The organism is Varibaculum cambriense, from assembly GCF_022133705.1.
Lineage (GTDB): Bacteria > Actinomycetota > Actinomycetes > Actinomycetales > Actinomycetaceae > Varibaculum > Varibaculum cambriense_A.
Genome location: NZ_JAKNHJ010000001.1, coordinates 169,376 through 186,778, shown reverse-complemented (window position 1 = coordinate 186,778; position 17,403 = coordinate 169,376). Strand labels below are relative to the sequence as shown.

The 17,403-nt window shown below is 52.5% G+C and carries 15 protein-coding genes; 3 read left to right on the top strand and 12 right to left on the bottom strand.

From position 1 onward, the window contains the following. Window positions 1–2 precede the first annotated feature (2 nt). The 10 genes from murD to L0M99_RS00765 form a co-directional block, all read right to left on the bottom strand. Window positions 3–1,442: a UDP-N-acetylmuramoyl-L-alanine--D-glutamate ligase gene (gene murD / locus L0M99_RS00810; protein ID WP_238127443.1), complete on the bottom strand. Its 1,440-nt coding sequence runs from the start codon at window positions 1,440–1,442 to the stop codon at window positions 3–5. After that, window positions 1,439–2,551, bottom strand: coding sequence for a phospho-N-acetylmuramoyl-pentapeptide-transferase (gene mraY / locus L0M99_RS00805; protein ID WP_024058623.1), 1,113 nt, complete (start codon window positions 2,549–2,551; stop codon window positions 1,439–1,441). The genes murD and mraY overlap by 4 nt, the downstream gene beginning before the upstream one ends. Further along, entirely contained in the window at window positions 2,551–4,080 is a 1,530-nt protein-coding gene (locus tag L0M99_RS00800) for a UDP-N-acetylmuramoyl-tripeptide--D-alanyl-D-alanine ligase (protein WP_238127442.1), read from the bottom strand. Before L0M99_RS00800 ends, mraY begins: the two co-directional genes overlap by 1 nt. 39 nt (window positions 4,081–4,119) lie before the next feature. Further along, the gene (locus L0M99_RS00795; RefSeq protein ID WP_238127441.1) at window positions 4,120–6,066 is read right to left on the bottom strand and encodes a peptidoglycan D,D-transpeptidase FtsI family protein; all 1,947 of its coding nucleotides are present in this window, start codon (window positions 6,064–6,066) and stop codon (window positions 4,120–4,122) included. A gap of 9 nt (window positions 6,067–6,075) precedes the next feature. After that, window positions 6,076–6,498, bottom strand: a complete 423-nt coding sequence (locus L0M99_RS00790; RefSeq protein WP_024058620.1) for a hypothetical protein — start codon at window positions 6,496–6,498, stop codon at window positions 6,076–6,078. Beyond that, a complete protein-coding gene (rsmH, locus tag L0M99_RS00785; protein WP_238127440.1) occupies window positions 6,491–7,486 on the bottom strand; it encodes a 16S rRNA (cytosine(1402)-N(4))-methyltransferase RsmH in 996 nt (331 codons plus the stop codon). The genes L0M99_RS00790 and rsmH overlap by 8 nt, the downstream gene beginning before the upstream one ends. A gap of 121 nt (window positions 7,487–7,607) precedes the next feature. After that, entirely contained in the window at window positions 7,608–8,039 is a 432-nt protein-coding gene (mraZ, locus tag L0M99_RS00780; RefSeq protein WP_024058618.1) for a division/cell wall cluster transcriptional repressor MraZ, read from the bottom strand. 339 nt (window positions 8,040–8,378) lie between these two features. Continuing rightward, window positions 8,379–8,801, bottom strand: a complete 423-nt coding sequence (locus L0M99_RS00775; RefSeq protein ID WP_024058617.1) for a DUF3040 domain-containing protein — start codon at window positions 8,799–8,801, stop codon at window positions 8,379–8,381. A 56-nt stretch (window positions 8,802–8,857) separates the two neighbouring features. Then, a complete protein-coding gene (dinB, locus tag L0M99_RS00770) occupies window positions 8,858–10,111 on the bottom strand; it encodes a DNA polymerase IV (RefSeq protein ID WP_024058616.1) in 1,254 nt (417 codons plus the stop codon). Window positions 10,112–10,114: 3 nt separating this feature from the next. Next, entirely contained in the window at window positions 10,115–11,452 is a 1,338-nt protein-coding gene (locus L0M99_RS00765; protein ID WP_024058615.1) for a PAC2 family protein, read from the bottom strand. Window positions 11,453–11,583: 131 nt separating this feature from the next. Between L0M99_RS00765 and L0M99_RS00760 the strand changes: the two genes are divergently transcribed. Both L0M99_RS00760 and serA read left to right on the top strand, forming a co-directional pair. Continuing rightward, entirely contained in the window at window positions 11,584–13,866 is a 2,283-nt protein-coding gene (locus L0M99_RS00760; protein WP_238127439.1) for a HelD family protein, read from the top strand. Between the two features lie 74 nt (window positions 13,867–13,940). Beyond that, complete coding sequence (gene serA / locus L0M99_RS00755) at window positions 13,941–15,149, top strand: phosphoglycerate dehydrogenase (protein ID WP_238127438.1); 1,209 nt, start codon at window positions 13,941–13,943, stop codon at window positions 15,147–15,149. Here the strand turns inward: serA and nrdR are convergent. Both nrdR and L0M99_RS00745 read right to left on the bottom strand, forming a co-directional pair. Next, on the bottom strand, window positions 15,121–15,618 hold the full coding sequence (gene nrdR / locus L0M99_RS00750) for a transcriptional regulator NrdR (protein ID WP_238127437.1): 498 nt from the start codon (window positions 15,616–15,618) through the stop codon (window positions 15,121–15,123). The two genes, serA and nrdR, sit on opposite strands and share 29 nt — an antisense overlap. 206 nt (window positions 15,619–15,824) lie before the next feature. After that, window positions 15,825–16,412, bottom strand: coding sequence for a hypothetical protein (locus tag L0M99_RS00745; protein ID WP_238127436.1), 588 nt, complete (start codon window positions 16,410–16,412; stop codon window positions 15,825–15,827). A 156-nt stretch (window positions 16,413–16,568) separates the two neighbouring features. On the opposite strand from L0M99_RS00745, the gene lexA reads away from it, so the two are divergent. Then, the gene (lexA, locus tag L0M99_RS00740; RefSeq protein ID WP_024058610.1) at window positions 16,569–17,258 is read left to right on the top strand and encodes a transcriptional repressor LexA; all 690 of its coding nucleotides are present in this window, start codon (window positions 16,569–16,571) and stop codon (window positions 17,256–17,258) included. Window positions 17,259–17,403 lie beyond the last annotated feature (145 nt).

Here is a 17,403-nt window from a genome sequence, read left to right as displayed (position 1 = left end):
GCTTATCCCTCCAAACGGGACACGGCATTGGCGAAAGCCTCCCCACGCTGAGAATAGTTTGCGAACTGATCCCAGGAGGCACAGGCAGGCGCCAAAATCACTTTGTCTCCCGGCCGGGAAAGCGCGACTGCCTCGTTTACCACCGAGAACATCATGTCGTCATGGGCGGTAACTTCGACTACTGGAACATTAGGCGCGTGCTGTGCCAATGCCTGACGCAAAGCGGAGCGATCTTCCCCGATCAGCACTACCCCACGTAAAGTAGCCGCGATGTCGGTAACTAACTGATCAAAAGATTGTCCCTTGGCATCCCCGCCAGCTATCCAAACCACTGAGGCAGGAGGCAATCCCGACAAAGAAGCAGCCGCGGCATGAGTGTTGGTGGCTTTGGAATCATCAATCCAAGTGACCTGCGCTGCCTGACCTACAATGGCTCGTCGATGCGCTTGTGGGACGAAGCTGCGGATCCCGTCCCGCACGGCCTCGGGATCAACCCCTAAGGCTCTGGTGAGGCCAGCTGCGGCTAATGCATCTTGCAGCACCGTAATACCGGGTTCACCGTGGTAATAGTGAAAATCGCCCATGCCTACCAGTGCTACTGCTTCTTTATAGGGATTTTCGCTATAGGCGCGATCGATCAGCATATTTTCTACTATGCCCAGTTGGTAAATATCGGGGGTACCAGTAGTAAAACCGATCGCCCGGCAGCCCTCGGTTACCTCGGCAGCTAAAGCTAAATCTAAGGTGCGGGAATCTTGCTGATTGTAGAGGACGGCCTTTTGAGCCCGTTCATAAACCCGCGCTTTCGCCGCAACATATGCTGCTTCGCTCCCATGCCAATCCAGATGATCGGCATCGATATTTAAACAGACTGCAGCCAGTGGCGATACTGTTTTAGTGGTGTAAAGCTGGAAGCTGGAAAGCTCTACCGCTAGCACTTGCGCCTTAGCCTGGGCAGCGGCTAATACCACCGGGGAACCTACGTTCCCGACCGCTAGTGCCTGATAACCGGCAGCCTGCAAAATAGACTGGGTCATGCCGACCGTGGTGGTTTTACCGTTCGTACCGGTAATGGTGAGCCAGGGGGTATCTGGGCAGGCGGTAGCGGTTTTTTGGATCTGCCAAGCTAGTTCGACCTCTCCCCACAGTTCCACCTGGTGTTTTTTAGCCCAAGTGAACGCGCTATGGCGCGGAGGCACCCCGGGGCTAACCACTAGCAACGCAGGAGCTATCTTATCTAGCAGATCTTCCCAGTTGTTCCCCTGTCCCTGATAGAACTGCGCATGCGGGTAGTCCTTAGAGCAGGCGGCAACTGCTTCCTCGTGGCCATCTATCCCGGATACTTTGGCACCCAGGGTAGAGAGCACTTCGCAACAGGCTCTCCCCGATGAGCCCAAACCGATAATGCAGATAGAACGGCCTGCCCAGTTTTGGTTTGTCACTTGATTGCAACCACCCATTCTGCGTAGAACAAGGCAACTCCGACAATCGCAAACAGGCCGGCAATAATCCAGAACCTAACCACAATCGTTACTTCTTTCCACCCTTTTAACTCGAAGTGGTGATGCAAGGGCGCCATTTTAAAGACCCGTTTTCGAGTAAGTTTAAATACCCCCACCTGGATCACATCTGACATCACGATTAGAACAAATAATCCGCCGATGATGACTGCCAGAAACTCGGTGCGAGTCAGAATTGATAGCCCCGCGAAGGCACCGCCTAAAGCAAGAGACCCGGTATCCCCCATGAAAATTTGAGCGGGGGAAGTGTTCCACCAAAGGAACCCAAAGCAGGCACCTACAATCGCCAGCGAGATTATTGCCAAATCTGCCGGATCCCGCACCTCATAACAGGCGGAAGCAACCCTGGGAGCCACATCCACCAGCGGGCAGCGTTGATAATACTGCCAAGTAGCCACCCCGGTATAGGCTCCGAAAGCAAATAGGCAAGCCCCTGCGGCTAAACCATCTAAGCCATCGGTGAGATTTACCCCGTTTGACCAGGCCGCAATCAAGAAGTTAGACCACAGCGCAAAAAGAATAAACGCCACTACAGTTCCGGCGAACGCTAAATCTAATCCACTAACGTCGCGTACCACTGAAATCTTGGTAGAGGCCGGGGTGATAGCAATCCCGGTTTCATCTCTGCGGGGAAACATGAGCGCCAAGACCCCGAAAGTGGTTCCCACTGTCAGTTGCCCAACAATCTTTGCCCAGGGAGTTAGCCCTAAGGAGCGTTGACGCGAGATTTTAATGTAGTCATCTAAGAACCCGATGAGCCCTAGTCCCACTATCAGCAACATCAACAGCCAGCCCGAAGGCGAGGGAAATGTCCACGAAGCAATGTGCGCTACTATCCAACCGCAAACAGTCGCCAAAATGATGACCACTCCCCCCATAGTGGGAGTACCGCGCTTAGTGTAATGCGCCGTAGGACCATCTTTGCGAATGAACTGGCCATACTGGTGTTTGCGCAATACCCGAATCAGTACCGGCGTTCCTGCCAGTGATATTACTAGGGAGGTTAATAGCGCTATTCCTAAAGGCACCATTAGCTGTCGCTACCTCCTGTTAAGGCTTCTGCAATTCTCCAGACCCCAGATCCGTTTGAGCCCTTAACTAATACCGTATCGCCGGGAGCTAGAACCTGCCTAACCACTCTAAGTGCCTCCTCGGCGTTTTCACAGTGTTGAGCTTCGGCGTGGTCTAAAACAGTCTGGTAAATCGGGGTGGCTTGTTGCCCCACCGTAACAACTACCTCTATTCCCGCTTCGATACAGGCCTTACCCACCAGGCGGTGGTGAGTCTCGGAATCTGCTCCCAGCTCCAACATTTCTCCCAGGACGGCCACTGCTCGCCCTCTTCCTTTAGCTTGCGCCAGGGTCTTTAAGGTGGTGATCCCCGAACGCATCGAATCCAAGTTAGCGTTATAGGAATCATCGATCACCGTAATCTCAGATTCGATTTCCCGCACGTCTAGGCGGTGCTGCGACAAGGGACGGGCATTCTCGAGGACGCGCGCAGCCTGGGCAAGGCTTACCCCCAACTCGGTGGCAGCGGTAACTGCCGCCAAGGCGTTAGCCACGTTATGCCGTCCTACCAGTCCTAACTTCACTTTGAGAGTTTCTGACCCGCGGGTCATCCAGAATGTGGGTCGGCCATCACCACCTACTGTGACTTGGGAGGCGTAAACTCCCTTGACCTCAGTTTCTTGCCTGGTTCCCTCTGGTTTAAGTTCTCCGAAGTAGCGAATCTGCGCTCCGGAAGCCATTTGACGTACCTTTTCATCCCCGCAGTTCAAGATGGCTAGTGAGGGAGTAGCCTTTTGCGCGGATTCCTCCTCGCGATAACCATCTTGCTGAAAAACTTGCCGGGCTTGCTGCGCTGGCGCACTTAATGGCCAATAGCGCTTGCCTTCATAGTTTCTTAAGCCCCAAAGAAGTTCTGCTTTGGCTTGCGCAAGTCCCTCAATGCTGCCGAATCCGCCCAAATGCGCATGGCCTACCATCAGCTCAATCGCCATATCCAAAGGGGCAATTTCAGTTAGCAGCGCCAGATGTCCCGGTCCGGAAGCTCCCATTTCCAGAACCAAAAAATCTGTAGTTTCATCAGCGCGCAAAATGGTTAAGGGCACCCCGACCTCATTGTTGTAGGACTTCTCAGGTGCTATTACCTGACCTTGTAGCTGCAGCAGGCTGGCTAATAAATCTTTGGTGGTAGTTTTACCGGCTGACCCGGTGATCCCGATACAAACTGGTCTTTTTCCGTGGCCTTTGCGCCGTAAAGCCGCTAAATGGCAGTGAGCTAACCATCCGAGGGCGCGGGTGGCTTCCGTAACTTGTACATAGGGAATACCTACCTGCTCAGCAGGTTCTTGCCGTTCTACTAAGGCAGCAGCTGCCCCTGCCCGCCAGGCGTTTTCCAGGTAGTTATGTCCATCAGAGTTTTCCCCGACGCGGGCTACATATAAATCTCCTGGCGTAACCTCACGAGAATCAGTAACTACCCGCCCGGCGATAATAGTGTCTGAATTTTTGCACGTCCGGTTGAGGGCTTCAGCAATCCAACCTAGTGTCCACATTTGTCCGCTCCTATTAAAAAGTTCTCTTTCTAAGGATAGCTAGTGAGCTTCAATCGGATAAAGCTGCGGCTTGGTGCTGGAAGGCGGAACATCCAGCAAGGTTAACGCCTGCGCCGCTACCTGCGAAAATACTGGTCCGGCTACTACCCCGCCATAAATTCCTGATTTTGGCTGGTAGATAATTACTGACACTGCGATCTCCGGATTCTCCGCGGGTGCTAAACCAATAAAAGAGGCAACTACCCCCCGCGAACCTCCCCCGCCAGAAATAATTTCACTGGTACCAGTTTTACCAGCGCTTCGATAACCAGGAATCTGTGCTTTCTTTGCAGTTCCTTCATCACTGGTTACCGACTCCATCATCCGCACCAAAGTGGCTGCTGCGTTCTGATCTAACTTTTGCGCAGCTGCCGGAACTTTTGCCTTTTCGGGAATTCCCTGGGAATCTTCATATTCGGAAATCATCCGCGGGGCAACATACACCCCATGGTTAGCGATAGTAGAAATCAGCGCCGACATTTGTAGCGGCGTACAAGCCATCCCCTGACCAAACATAGTGGTCATCCGCTGACGGGCATCCCAACTCTTCGGGCTACCAATTATTCCTGCTGACTCACCCGGCATTTCAATGCCCGTTTTTTGCCCCAATCCCAACGCTTTCATCATTTGATATCGCTGCTGATCAGTAACCATTTGTCCAATTTGAACTGTTCCGGTGTTAGAAGATTCGGCCAATACCCCGGAGGCAGTTAATCTCTTGGTGGAGTGGGAATGGGAATCTCTAAACGACTGACCGGCGATAGTAATCTTATCTGACGAGTTCACCGGGGTTAATGGGGTGATTTTCTTTTGTTCCAAGGCAGTAGCAAAAGTTACCAGTTTGCCGCTAGATCCCGGTTCGTAAGTGTATTGCACCGCCCGCGATCCCGTGGTTCCCGAGGTTCGCTTGCGGACTTGCTCGGGGGGTTCGTTACCAGAGTCTGCCAAAGCTAAAATCTGACCGGTGCCTACCCGCTGCACGATCGCGGTTCCCCAAGCTGCCCCAAAATCTGCAACCTGTTTATTTACCAAACTTTCCGCAGTGTTCTGCAGATCCGCATCAATCGTTAAGCGGACAGTTTTGCCTGGTGTAGCTGCCTTTATAACATCGGCTCCCCCCGGGATTACTTGCCCGGAAGGAGATATCTCTGCCACCCGCTTGCCCGGAACTCCTGCCAGCTGTTTATTTTGTGTGGCCTCAATACCGGCTTGCCCAACTTGTTCAAAATCGGTAAAACCTAAAATCGAGGAGGCAGTGGCGCCATTGGGATATTGCCGTTGGTAACGCAGTTCTCCATCGATACCATCGATTTTTAGTTTTCGGATCTTCCGCCATTTCTCGGCACTAACATTTTTAGCAAGGTAGACGAAGCCTCTGCTTCCCACCATTTTCCCCCCGAGTACAGCCGGGTTCATCTCCAGAATTGGCGCCAATTGCCGAGCGGCTTCAGCAGCGCCGGTGCCTATTACTTTCTTCTGATTACGAGGGTCGCGAAGTTTAGTCTTATCAGTAACTATCTTGCCGTCAGGGGAAACGATCTCATGATGTACATAATCTTTGACCAATATCTGGTTAACAGACACGTTATAAACCTCTATCGAGGTAGCGAGCACCGTCCCTTTCCTATCTACAATGTCTCCTCGCTTGGAAACGATTTCCGCGGAAACAGTGCGTGCCTGCCTGGCCTCGTCCGCAAGAGCGGGGGCTTGCACTACCTGTAGATCGAATAACCTCGCGCTACACAGCACCAGTAGAAAGGCGACTACCACCAGTAGCAGCCTCCCGCGCTTGCCGGCTACCTTATTTGCTCCCCGGCTGTTTACGCTCTCCTTAGAAATGAAGTCTCTCCCCGCTCGCTTTCGAGAATCTTTCTGGTTAGAAAGAGTTTCCTGTTTTAGCGAAGAAGCGTTTTCTCCCGGCGAATACCTTCGCTTCTTCCCCACCATAGATGCCTATTATTCCTTAGCTACCGGAACTGGAGGAGTTCCTCCTTCGATCTTGCTTGTTTTTAGGGTAACGTATCCGGTCTCTCCTGCCGGGACATACCCGGCATCCAGGGCAGCTTTACGCACTTTCTCGGGACTAGACTTTAAATTGACCTGGGACTGAACCCGTTGGTTATCTTCTTGTATTTGCGCTAGTTCCACCTGGTCGTCATGAATCTGGTAAGAAATAACCGCCAATTGGGTATTGATTAGCATTGGGGAAACAATTAGGGCGACTAAAACTAGTGCAGCAGCCACAATTTTTGCCATCAGGGGGGAGCGTTTTTTAAGTGTCTGCTCCTCGCCGACGACTCGTAAGCGAGTCGTATTTCCGGCGCGAACCGGCCGACGCCGAGTGGGCGATGTCTGTCTGAGGGCGGCGGAATTAGACATGGTACTCTCGGGTCCTTTCTGCGGGCTCACTTAACTTGGTAATCGCCCGTAACCGCACCGATGCGGCACGAGGATTATTGGATATTTCGGTTTCTCCGGCTTTTTCGGCTCCATTAATGAGCAACTGGAAAGCTATTGGCTCTGCTACCGGAATCCCCTCTGGGGTCGCTGCTTTCGATACCTGCGAAAATGCCTGTTTAACTATCCGGTCTTCTAGGGATTGGTAAGCTTCCACCACCATCACCCCACCGGGTGCCAGGCTTTCCAGAGCGGCAGGGATCGTTCGTTTGAGGATACTTAACTCTTGATTTACTGCTATCCGCAATGCCTGGAAGGTTCTCTTGGCAGGGTTACCCCCGGTGCGACGCGCCGGAGCGGGAATAGCGTCCCGAACTATCTCTACTAACTGCGCAGAGGAAGTAACGGGAGTTTTCTCTCGGGTCTTTACTATTTCCCGGGCAATGCGAGCAGCGAACTTTTCTTCTCCGGCCTCGCGCAAAATTTTTGTAAGCTCCACGTCGGAGAGCTCTGCCAACAAGTCGGCCGCAGTTTTACCGCTGCTTTGATCCATGCGCATATCAAGATCGGTATCTCGGGCGTAGCTAAAACCACGCGCCGTGTCATCGAGCTGCAGCGAAGAAACTCCTAGATCCATCAATATGCCACCTAAGGGATAATCTTCGTCATGATATGCCGCCGCCACTTGCCCAATCGCATCGTAGGTTGCATGTACCGCTGTAAACCGGCAAGAGTATTCACCCAGCCGCCTACTGGCTCTCGCGAGCGCCTGTTTGTCCCGGTCAATCCCGATCAAATGCACCTGTGGGTAGGTCTGCAAAATAAGCTCGCTATGCCCTCCTAGCCCCAAAGTGCCATCGATTACCAGGGCGCGTCCTTGTTTTCCCGCTCGCTCAATCCCCTGCCCCAAAAGCTCGATGCAGCGTGCAGCTAGCACCGGCTGATGAGTAAAAACAGTGTTTGGGAACATGGTTTCCTTTTGGAAGTTGGGACAGGTGGGAAAAAAATTTTGGAAAACCAGGGCTCTCCCCGACGATCTGCTACCGGGGAAGAGGCATCAGAGCATTCGGGAAGAGGCCGGGTTCTCCAAGTTAGAACATTCCAGGAATCACTTCCTCTCCGGTTTGGGCGAAGGCTTCTTCCTGCTCGGTTAAATATTGGTTCCAAGCTTGGCCGTTCCAGATTTCCACTCGCGATCCGGCGCCGATTACCGCTAGCTGCTTACCTAGATCTGCATAGGCGCGCAATTGGGGTGGAATCACGATCCGGCCTTGTTTATCCGGGATTTCATCAGAAGCACCGGAAAGCATGACCCTAACGTAGTCGCGACCTTGACGGGAGGAAAGTGGAGCCCGGCGTAGTTCCTGGTACATCCGTTCAAACTCGGCTACCGGAAAAACATAGAGACAACGATCTTGACCTCGAGTGATTACTAATCCACCCGCTAATTGATCCCGGAATTTGGCTGGAAGAATCAAGCGTCCTTTATCGTCCATTTTGGGTTCATAGGAACCTAAAAACATGGGCGCTACCTCCTTTCCAACCAGATAGCTCCACTTTACCCCATTTTTCTCCACTTTGGCGCGCAATAGTGGTGTTTCTAGAAACATAATGGCAACAATTTCCAGTTTTACCTGCGCGGATTACTGCCAAATCAAAGTGGAGTAAAAAATCTAATTCTGGTTTTTGTAACCGGAAGTACGAGAGCTGATACTTAAATATCAGAAAAGAGAAAACCTATCGGTCGCAGCAAGGGCGGCAACCGTCCATTGCCCAAAGGGGCGCGGAAATATCAATAAGCGTCCCAGAAGTTTTTAAACAAAATAATTGCAAGATTTAAATAAGAGTGAAAGCTTAGCTAACTAACGTTCACCATTGCGGCGATCCCATTTCTCTTCCTGACGCTGCTTAAAAGAGCGCTTCGAGCCCGGGATATTTGCCGCAGACCGGTTATTAGTTGCAGTTTTATTGGGATTTACTCCGAAGCTTGAAAACCGCGAATTCATCGGTAAGGTCACAGCAAAAAGCACCACTATGAACCCGGCGACCGCTACGACTATCGCTAAAAACTTAGAGATTGTCCATACTGAAATCCCCACGACCAGCAGCGCAATCCCCATCAGGACTAGTAGCGTCATCGTGGCGACCAGCTTGGGCGAAAAGTTCAATTTTTGCGACTTTTCTGACCCAGCGCTTTTAGCAACCGGAGCTTCAGCCACGCGGACATCAGAGAATTGGCGTTCCATATCTGCGAGAATCTGTTTTTCTTGTTCAGATAGTCCCACGGTAGTTCTCTCCTTTCCGCGTAAATGCTTCTTCCAGCATAAAACAAAAACCTAGTTCAGTCAGATTCAGTTTCATAACTTGGCGCCCCAGAGTTCTTCCCGGGCGTAACTAGCGTAGCCGGACGCAGGGAAGTAGTACCAAATTTCTGGTGAATCCTATCCATCGCTATTTCCGTGGCGCGTCCGCGACTATCACTCCCCCACGCTAGCTGCACCCCCGAAGTGGCAGAGATTAATTCTTTGGTAGTGACTCCTACCAGACGAATTCCTCCCTTTGGCATATGCTCTTTCGCAAACAACTCCAAAGCTTGACGCGCAATCTCGCGCGCAACGTCGGTGGGCTGGCTCAGAGTGTGGGAACGAGTCCAGGTACGAAAATCGGCGGCTCGTATTTTAATAGTGACATTGCCAGCTAAAAGATCATTGGCGCGTAGCCGTGCCGCGCATTGGTGCGCTTGATCCAGTAAAGTTGCCGCAATAGTTTCTCGCGAATGGACATCGAGCGTGAAAGTAATCTCGGTTCCGATGGATTTTTCTTTGCTCCCGGCGCCTACTCGGCGCGAATCTTGCCCCCGACATAATTGATAAAGGCGCACTCCCAAGGCTTTCCCAAATAGGGAATTCAATTGGGAAATGCTTAAAGTGGTCATTTGCCCGACGGTTTCAATTCCCTTGCGCTCAAGTTTGGCGCCTGCTGCGGCTCCGATCCCCGGGATGGCACCCACTGGCAAAATCTGCAAAAAATCCCTGGTTTTGTCCGCGGGTATCAGTAGCACCCCGTCTGGTTTGGCATGGGCAGAGGCGATTTTAGCGACTAATTTATTGGCCCCGATTCCTATCGAGGCCGGTAAAGAAAGTTCTTCTCGGATCCGTTTACGTAGCAGGTGAGCTATCTCTAAAGGGGTTCCCAGTCTCCGGCGCGCTCCGGAGACCTCTAAGAAAGCCTCGTCAATCGATATTTGTTCCATCACCGGGGTGATTTCCCCTAGAATTCTCATGACTTTCTTAGACAGCTGCGAGTAGTAGCCATGCCCGGAGGCGACCACTATCGCTTGGGGACACATTCGCTTGGCCTGAGAAACTGGCATCGCCGCGTGTACACCGTGTGCCCTGGCTTCATAGGAAGCCGAAGAAACCACTCCGCGATTGCTTTTGCCTCCTACGATTACCGGTTTGCCCCGTAAGGTAGGGTCGCGCAGAATCTCGGCTTCCACGAAAAAAGCATCCATGTCGACATGCAGAATATTGGTTCCGCTATCATCGCTGCCCCAATCTTTTTTGGCGGCGGCAGACTGTGGAGCTTTACTCACCGGTCAGTTCTTCCCGCTATCCCCGTTATCTTCTAAGCTGCGATGCTGGTCTGTTAGAGATTCTTCCTGACTACGGGGAGGAGGTGGCGGAGCTGGGGTAGCTGGACCGGAGCCACCGGACTTGTTTTCAGCTTGTTTACGCTGCAAATGGGAGCGGCGCGGCGGAAAATGCCTACCCTGCGGGGCACTACCTGGTGCAACCGTCTTGCCTTTAACGCCCGCCGTGGGGGATTTAACTTCTCCTGCATTCCCAGGCTGAGATTCCTTCGTGGGCGAAAAGGACTGTCCGGATCGGCCTCCAACGGCCTTAAATACCTGTTCCGGGGGCTGCATATTAGTATTTCCCAGCTGGCGGGAGGCAACTTTTCGTGCCAGGTGCGCCAGCAAATCATCCCTTCCCGCCAAGAGTCCCTCCGCGGCTTCTTCGGGGGCGTCCTGAGGATTTACTTGCGCCAAGAACTTTTCAATGCGCTCTGCAATCGCCTCTCCCGACCGGGAATCCACTGATTCGGCTAAAGACTTCGGATGCAGCTCTCCCCAGGGTTGGGTTAGCGCCTCGTCGTAGTGCTGCTCCATTTTTTCAATCAGTTCTTTAGCTTCGGGGTTTTCTTCGAGCTGCGCACTGATCTCTTTGATCATTTGGGTACTGGCTGCTTCCAAATCTCCCATCGGTAAATCCAGATTGAGAGTCTCAGAAAGATATTGGATCGCGCTAACTGCCCCCGGCGGATATTGCCCGTCTGCCAAGTAATAAGGAACCCCCACTACGATTCCTCGTGCTTGCACGGAAATCATCTGGAATAGCATCTGCAGGTACTGCCCAAAAGAGGCAGTGATAATGAAAGTACCTGGCATCTCAGTTTGCGGAGGCAAAATATCCGGATTGGGAGAAGTCTGGTTAATGAAGGGGATCCGGGTGTGGGGAATATTGGCAGCTATCCCCATCAGATCAACTGCCTGTTTTACCCCCATCTTTTGACAAACCTCGAAAATAGCCAGGGAAAAATCTTCCCAGTTAATGTCAGGTTCTAGTCCGCGCAGTAACAAAATCTGACGTCCGGAATAATCAGTAATCCGCTCCAGGGTGCAACTGGGGTAACGCATATCGGTCATCATCCAGTTTTCAATGGTTATTCGAGGACGCCGCGCCCGGTAATCCAGTACCGTCTCTAGGGAAAAACGCGCAACTTCTTCATGCGGAAGGGCATGCAATAGCTGCTCAATAATCATTCCGCCAATATCACCGGAATCGATTGCCCCCGAAAAGGCGTAGAGCAGCACCTCTGCCTGGGTATCCTCGTAGGCAGGACCGGGGATTATAAAACGGCTGCTATCTGTCATCTACCCTCCATTCTTTAGTCCAGCCTACCCGGCAAATGCCACGCATGCATCGCCCCTCGCCCGAGCTATGCGCTTTTCAGCGATAGCGGGTAGAATAGATGCCTACTTTTTCTTAAAGGAAGGGGCTCTTCTTGAATGATCCCGAGCAGCTAGAGGCGGAGCAGCAGGCCGTAGACCACATTTACCAGGTTTTAGATGATGCCCGCACTCGTTACCGCCAGCGCCAGCGCCAGGTTCAAGCCCTTGGCGCCACCGGTTCTCCCCAAAACCGCTCGGAACGCGACGTAATGGCAGCTCATTTGGGAGACCAAGCCGCCCGCTTGGAACGGGTAGAAGAACGCTTAGTATTTGGAAAACTGACTCCCCTGACTGGGAAAGATTTCTATATCGGGCGAGTAGGACTGCAAGATAGCGATCACGCTCAGGTGTTAATGGATTGGAGGGCTAACGCCGCTACTGCCTTTTACCAAGCCACTGCCCGCCACCCTCTGGGAATGGCTAGGCGGCGCCATATAGGTCTGCATCGCCGGGAGGTAATTTCGCTAGAGGACGAAGCCTTCGATTTATCTCACAGCAGTGAAGAAGGGATCCAGCTCCAGGGGGAGGGCGCACTATTGGCAGCGCTCCGAGCAGAACGCTCTGGCCATATGGGCGATATTGTGGCCACCATCCAAGGTGAGCAGGATCGAATAATCCGTGCGAACACTTCTCAAATCCTGGTAATCCAGGGCGGACCGGGCACTGGTAAAACCGCTGTGGCACTGCACCGCGCGGCCTATTTACTATATGAACAGGCCGAACGCTTAGAAAAATCCGGGGTGCTAATAGTAGGTCCCTCCCCCGCTTTCTTACGCTACATTGAGCAAGTACTACCTGCGCTAGGAGAAACCGGGGTGGTTTCCACCACCATGGGTAATCTATTGCCCGGAACTAGAGCCCCGGGTAAAGAACATCCGAAAGTCTCGGCTTTAAAGGGAGATTTACGTTGGGCAAACCTAATTAAGCAGGCAGTACGATCGCTGCAACGGGTTCCCGATTCTGATCAGCCGCTAACGGTAGGCGCTACTAAACTGCTCCTGCGACCGCGAATAGTAAAAGAGGCGATTCGCAGCGCCCGTCTTAGTGGCAAGCCGCATAACCAGGCACGGGAACTCTTCGTTGCCCACGTTTTAGATTCTTTAACTGACCAATATTTGGATAGCGAAACCCGCCGAGAACAAGCAGAATTAACTGCCGCCGCTCGGCAGGCCGGCTTAGGGGAAATAGAAACTAGTCGCGACGCAATTTCTGAACGCGCCCTAGTGCGCGAAGATCTGCGTTCCAACCTTAATGTGCGTCGCGCAATCAACCTTTGCTGGATGCCTTATTCGGCGCAGGATCTATTACGGCGTCTTTACGCTTACCCAGCATTTCTTGCCCGTTTTGCCAGTGAATTCAGCTCCGAAGAGCAAGAGATACTTTATCGCCCCAAGCAGGAGTCATTTACCCCTGCTGACGTGCCGTTACTCGATGAGCTCGCGGAACTGCTGGGAGAGGCACCAAATACTACCTCTCCTACTTCTCGTCGCTCCCGATCTGCTGCCCGCGAGCGAGAGCTATCACGGGCTCAAGCCGCGATCGAGGGACAAGGACTGGGAGACGGAATTGTCTCCGCTAACATGCTGGCCACAAGCGCCGCTGGAAACATTGAACAGTCCTCCCTAGCAGAGAAAGCCTATAAGGATCGCACCTGGACCTATGGACACGTAGTGGTGGATGAAGCTCAGGAACTGTCCCCGATGGATTGGCGCTGCCTGTTGCGGCGCTGCCCTTCGCGTTCTTTTACCGTAGTGGGTGACTTAGCCCAGCGGATTTCCGCTGGGGGATCTTCTTGGCGCCAGCTGCTAGGGCCTGCCGGAGATGCTCTGGAGGAAGAAGCCTATTTAACGGTTTGTTATCGCACCCCGAAAGAAATCATGGATTTAGCGGAGGCGGTTACCACTGCCGCTGGGCGCCCCTCCCCTTATCCGGTTCAAGCGGTTAGACAAGATCCGAACTCGCTGATAACCCGCCAGGTAGCCGTCCTTGACATCTCTGCTTTGCAGGAAACAGTTTCCAACGAGATCAGCTATTTAGAAAGTGTTTTAGGAGCGGGACGAGGACGCATTGCCCTGATTTGCGCGCAGCGTGATTATTCTACGGTTTTGCAGCTTGCCAGCAAGCTCCCCGTCCCGGTGGGGAGCGATCCGATTAGTGATCGGGTGTGTGTAATAGATGCGGTCACTTCGAAGGGCTTAGAGTTCGATAGCGTAATTTTGCTAGAACCGGTTAATATATCTGCCCAAAGCGTTGGTAATCTCTTTGTGTCCATGACTCGCCCCACCCGTCGGCTAGTTACTCTCTACACCCAGCAGCTGCCAGCAGGGTGGAAGTAACGGGGAATACCGGGTTTAAATACCGGAGAACGGACGGTTTTGCCAAGCGTGGTTAGCGCTGAAAAGATGGAGGCATGACGAAGGCAGTTTTACTTGAGGATCCGCACCAGGTAGCGGATGAAGTTTTTACCGGTTACGACATTGAAGTAGAGCGAGTAAAAGGCGCCCTGGAAGACGACGCGCTGATCGAACGCCTCCAGGATGCCGATATCGTGGGGATTCGTTCAAAAACCCAGGTAACTTCCCGAGTGATTTCTGCTTGCCCTCGCCTAAAAGTGGTCGGTTGTTTTTGTATTGGCACTAACCAGGTAGATTTGTCAGCCGCCACCCAAGCGGGAGTAACGGTCTTTAATGCCCCCTACTCCAACACTCGCTCGGTAGTAGAGCTGGCCGTCGGGCACATTATCAACCTGGCGCGTCACGTGGAAACCCGCAACCAGGATTTACAACGCGGAATTTGGAATAAAAGTGCTTCAGGGTCTCACGAGGTTCGCGGAAAAACTCTGGGGATTATTGGCTATGGAAATATTGGTACCCAGCTTTCGGTCTTAGCTGAAGCCTTGGGAATGAATGTCGTCTTCTATGACTCCGCCCAGCGCCTCGCAATGGGTAATGCCCGCGCTTTGCCCTCCATGGATGAAGTGCTAAAAACTGCCGACTTTATTTCCCTGCACGTGGACGGGCGCAAATCGAATGAGGGCTTGATCGGCAAACGCGAGTTCGAACAGATGAAAGAGGGCGCGATTTTCATTAACCTCTCGCGCGGCATAGTAGTAGATGTCGATGCTTTAGCTGAAAACATTCGTTCCGGAAAAATCTCTGGCGCTGCGGTAGATGTGTATCCCGAGGAACCGCAAAAGAACGGGAACGAGTTCCATTCCCCGCTACTAGGACTGCCGAACACGATTTTGACTCCGCACATCGGCGGCTCAACTTTGGAGGCACAATTTGATATCGGTCAGTTTGTAGCGCATAAAATTGCGGACTACTGGCACCGAGGTAGTACCGAGATGAGCGTTAATATGCCAAACTTGAAACTCAATTCTCATCCGGATTCTTGGTACCGACTAGCATTCATGCACACCAATACTCCAGGGGTGCTGGGGCGCATCAACCAGGTTTTCGCCAACCAAAATGTGAACATTAACGGTCAGATTTTAGGTACCGAAGGCCAGGTAGGGTATGCCCTAACTGATATTGCTTCGGAGCTTCCAGTATCGGCAGTTGCCGAAATCCGTTCAATGCCCGAAACTATTAGTCTGCGAGTATTGCAGCTGCGTTAGCTTTTTGTTGCGATCTAATCTCGTCGATGGCAGTTTGGAAGTCTTCTAGATCGTCAAAACTGGAATACACGGACGCAAATCGCAGGTAAGCGACCACATCTAGTTCTCGGAGCGGCTCCAGGATAGCCCGCCCAATGCGTTGGGAGTCAATTTGCGATTTTCCGCTCGCCCGTAGATTTTCTTCTACCTGTTGTGCCAATTGTGCAAGGTCATCACTACTGACGGGACGCCCCTGGCAGGCTTTTCGAACCCCACTAATCACTTTTTCCCGTGAAAACGGCTCCAAAATACCGGAGCGTTTTTTCACGGATAAAGCTGCAGTTTCAATAGTGGTAAAACGCTTATTGCATTTGGTGCATTCGCGTCGCCGACGGATAGCATTTCCTTCTTCGGCAGTCCGAGAATCGATTACCCGCGAATCATCATTATGGCAAAACGGACAGTGCAACTTTCCCCCATCAATAAGCATCCTGAAGGTCTAGCTTATCGCAACATTTGACACTCTTGCATCAACGCCCTCAAAGAGAATCAAACCGGAAGAAAGAATGGGATCCATAGCCAGAATCCCCAGTCATAGCTAGGATTTTTCCACACAACGAAAAGCGGTAGCGACCGATTTAGCCACTTCTTTGGAAAGGCAGACCCGTCCTTGCATTGCGCTCGCTGCCGTTAGGATTACCGCCCTAACAGCAGATCCGCCGAGGAAGCTTGGCTAGTTTCTGCCGTTAGCTCACTAGAAATCTGGCTGGTTTCCCTGGCGCCATCGGCGGCCGCATCCCAATAACCGCCAAGACCTACCCCGGAGATTAACGCTGCCGCCACCAGCAGCAGTCCTAGGGATACTTGGAATAATTTATGGCTAACCCGCGGAACCATAAGCTTATTAGGCAATGGTTTTTGGGGAGCCGGGCGCCGCGCACTGTCTAGGTTTCCAGCCTTGGCAGCGGGAGGAACCGCTACCAGCGGCGCTGGTTTTACCCGCGCGATGCGAGGCGCTCGGCGCGCCCATTGGGGAAGCGAGTCAAAAGCTGCTGCCGGCCCTTCCGAGCGGTTCTCCCTACCGACGGCGGGCGGGCATGGCGTTTTTGAGCCCGCAGGATGACGGGACTTAGCCCGCGCACGTTCTATATAGGTGGCATCGACCAACTGTAGGTGAGGACGCTTAGGATTTGGCGTAGAAAGCTTCGCCAACTGGTAACTCCCCAAACCCACTACCCGTTTTTGGGCTAGTTCTTCCAGATTGAAAGAAAGTTGTGTGGACATGACTGCACCTTTCTCGAACAAATGTTCTTCGAACATCTGTTTGATATAGTAACGAGTAGGCGCCGCAAAAGCAAGTGAAATACGCAAATTTATCGAACAAATGTTTGCATAATGAGTCACAATTTCTTATGATCGAAGTGGCAGTGGGAGGGAACCATGAATAAAGACCAAAACGACTCCTTGGATATTGAAACACTACGTCCGCGCGCGCGCTCTATTTTCGAGGCAGTTTGCGCTGGTATTCGCACCCAGGGGTACCCGCCCTCGGTTAGGGAAATTGCTGCAGCCGTGGGACTGTCTTCTTCATCCACCGTCAAACATCACCTAGACAATCTGGTCAGTCAAGGGTTCTTGGTACGCGCTGCGGGACGTAGCCGTGCGCTTGAGGTAAACCCGCAATTTACGCCACTTTCGACCGATGAGCCGGCTGTCGAAACCGCAACTTCCCAGCTTGGGGAAGTAACCCCCTTAAACCATCATGCGATTCCCTTAGTGGGACAAATCGCTGCCGGCACCCCCATCGATGCCCAACAAGATATAGAGGACGTCTTCACTATCCCTACCCGCTTCACCGGCGATGGCGAACTCTTCATGCTCAAGGTACACGGCGACTCGATGATCGAAGCGGCGATCTGTGATGGTGACTGGGTGGTAGTTCGTCGCCAAAATGTAGCCGAATTGGGCGAGATCGTGGCTGCCATGATCGAGGGGGAAGCTACCGTTAAAACCCTCGCGCGGCGGGAAGGTCACATCTGGCTACTGCCCCACAACCCGGCATTTGAACCGATTCCCGGCGATAATGCCACGATCTTAGGAAAAGTCGTTACCGTCTTGCGGGCGCTATAAACCGATCACTTCCTGACACTAAGGGGGGGTTAGCTCAGTATCGAGCGCCTGCTCTACCAGCTTTGCGGTTTCATTTTTCTTCCTTACTACCCCCCCCTAAATCCCCTTTTAAATGCTATTTTAGGTTCTATAGCTCTTAACGTGA

What these genes read in the sequence shown, in the direction of transcription:
- mraY (WP_024058623.1), bottom strand. Translation starts at nt 2,551, where the DNA reads ATGGTGCCTTTAGGAATAGCGCTATTAACCTCCCTAGTAATATCACTG.
- L0M99_RS00800 (WP_238127442.1), bottom strand. Translation starts at nt 4,080, where the DNA reads ATGTGGACACTAGGTTGGATTGCTGAAGCCCTCAACCGGACGTGCAAA.
- L0M99_RS00795 (WP_238127441.1), bottom strand. Translation starts at nt 6,066, where the DNA reads ATGGTGGGGAAGAAGCGAAGGTATTCGCCGGGAGAAAACGCTTCTTCG.
- L0M99_RS00790 (WP_024058620.1), bottom strand. Translation starts at nt 6,498, where the DNA reads ATGTCTAATTCCGCCGCCCTCAGACAGACATCGCCCACTCGGCGTCGG.
- rsmH (WP_238127440.1), bottom strand. Translation starts at nt 7,486, where the DNA reads ATGTTCCCAAACACTGTTTTTACTCATCAGCCGGTGCTAGCTGCACGC.
- mraZ (WP_024058618.1), bottom strand. Translation starts at nt 8,039, where the DNA reads ATGTTTTTAGGTTCCTATGAACCCAAAATGGACGATAAAGGACGCTTG.
- L0M99_RS00765 (WP_024058615.1), bottom strand. Translation starts at nt 11,452, where the DNA reads ATGACAGATAGCAGCCGTTTTATAATCCCCGGTCCTGCCTACGAGGAT.
- serA (WP_238127438.1), top strand. Translation starts at nt 13,941, where the DNA reads ATGACGAAGGCAGTTTTACTTGAGGATCCGCACCAGGTAGCGGATGAA.
- nrdR (WP_238127437.1), bottom strand. Translation starts at nt 15,618, where the DNA reads ATGCTTATTGATGGGGGAAAGTTGCACTGTCCGTTTTGCCATAATGAT.
- L0M99_RS00745 (WP_238127436.1), bottom strand. Translation starts at nt 16,412, where the DNA reads ATGTCCACACAACTTTCTTTCAATCTGGAAGAACTAGCCCAAAAACGG.
- lexA (WP_024058610.1), top strand. Translation starts at nt 16,569, where the DNA reads ATGAATAAAGACCAAAACGACTCCTTGGATATTGAAACACTACGTCCG.